Consider the following 1,432-nt stretch of genomic DNA (forward strand, 5'->3'; position numbering starts at 1 on the left):
GTGTTGGGTAAAGCTAATTCTAAAGGTGTGGAATTAGTTGATAAATAGGAGTTTAAACGAGTTATTAAAGGCGTACGAGTAAAAAGTACGTTTTTTTATTTTTATAAATAATGCTTAAGGCTGATGAGAAATCACATTTTCCATCTTACACTTGAAAGTAGCTATCGTATTTCAAGTATGGAATGAAAAGAGGAGAATATAATCTTTAAAGATAAACAAGTTTATAGGAGGATTCTAAATGGATATTTTACTTGTTGTTCTTATTATTGTTTTGATGCAAAGTAAAGAACGAAAAGTGAAAATAAACCGTATTTGGCTCATTCCGGCTTTGTTGTGTTTTGTAACAGTTCAATCCATTATTCATATGGGACAAATAACTTTGCTGCAAGGACTACTGTTTGTTGTAATGCTTGGAATTGGCTTATGTCTTGGGATTATACGGGGAAGAGCTTTAACATTTCGATTAGATAGTGAAACAGGTCATGTACTACGAAAAGGAAATTGGGTAAGTACAATAATCCTTCTTGTTATTTTAGGAGCAAAAATTATGATTAAACAAAGTATGTTTTCGGGTAGTACGCACCAGACATTAATGGTTGTAACAAATGCCTTTTTATGTATTACATTAGGCACTGTGATTAGTAGACGTTATTATATTTGGAAAAAATATAATGAATTAACACAAAAAGCGTAAATACATTCATCCCTTGTTTAACATTGCTAAGAACGGTAATACTAATTAACATTGAACTTTTACAACAAGGGATGATAATATGATATACATTTACACAGATTTTGGTGGAACACATACTACCTCACTAGCTGCAGCGTATCATTTAAATAAATTACCAACGGATCGCAAGTTAACGAAAGAAGAAATTTTGAATGTAGATTACTTTAATAAATTGAAAACAGAAGATATGGGAAAAATTATTTTTCATGGCATAGATGAACATGGTCATCCTGTATATACGATTGGATGCGGCGCATCAAAAGTTGTTGTACCAGCGATGAAGCATTTAGGAGAAATCTTGCAAAAACATTATCAAAGTCATGAAAAGATTATTTTTTCTAATACATCACCAACCGTACCTTTACCAATGACTTTCGGTGGGCTGTTTTCTAGAAGGTTCCATATCGATTTTATTGGCGTACCGTTACTCGTATGGGGAGCAAAAATTTGCTGTGATAATATACAAAGGCTTGTTAGTTATACAAAAGAAGCTGGCCGATTAACGAATGATTATGTTGTAATTTTAGATAATGAAACTTTTAAATAGTATATGATAAAAAGAAAATCGAGCAAATTCCTTGATTTTCTTTTTTATTTGTGAAATAGACAAGAAATAGTCACATTTAATATACATCTACTATAGCCAAAACAATAAAGTCCTGTTACTATTACAGGGATATTCTCTTTTCATAACATAAA

General features: G+C 31.2%; 2 protein-coding genes. Both read left to right on the top strand.

Features of this window, described 5'->3' with window-relative positions; translation table 11 throughout:
- Positions 1-238: 238 nt before the first annotated feature.
- On the top strand, positions 239-694 hold the full coding sequence (locus tag ABWK52_RS29410) for a DUF1453 family protein (protein WP_097796960.1): 456 nt from the start codon (positions 239-241) through the stop codon (positions 692-694).
- Positions 695-773: 79 nt separating this feature from the next.
- On the top strand, positions 774-1,280 hold the full coding sequence (locus ABWK52_RS29415) for a DUF3189 family protein (protein ID WP_000639421.1): 507 nt from the start codon (positions 774-776) through the stop codon (positions 1,278-1,280).
- Positions 1,281-1,432 lie beyond the last annotated feature (152 nt).

The sequence above is a fragment of the Bacillus sp. AP50 genome (assembly GCF_040492675.1).
Lineage (GTDB): Bacteria > Bacillota > Bacilli > Bacillales > Bacillaceae_G > Bacillus_A > Bacillus_A cereus.

Coding starts and splice junctions, on each gene's coding strand:
- ABWK52_RS29410 (WP_097796960.1), top strand. CDS start 239: ATGGATATTTTACTTGTTGTTCTTATTATTGTTTTGATGCAAAGTAAA.
- ABWK52_RS29415 (WP_000639421.1), top strand. CDS start 774: ATGATATACATTTACACAGATTTTGGTGGAACACATACTACCTCACTA.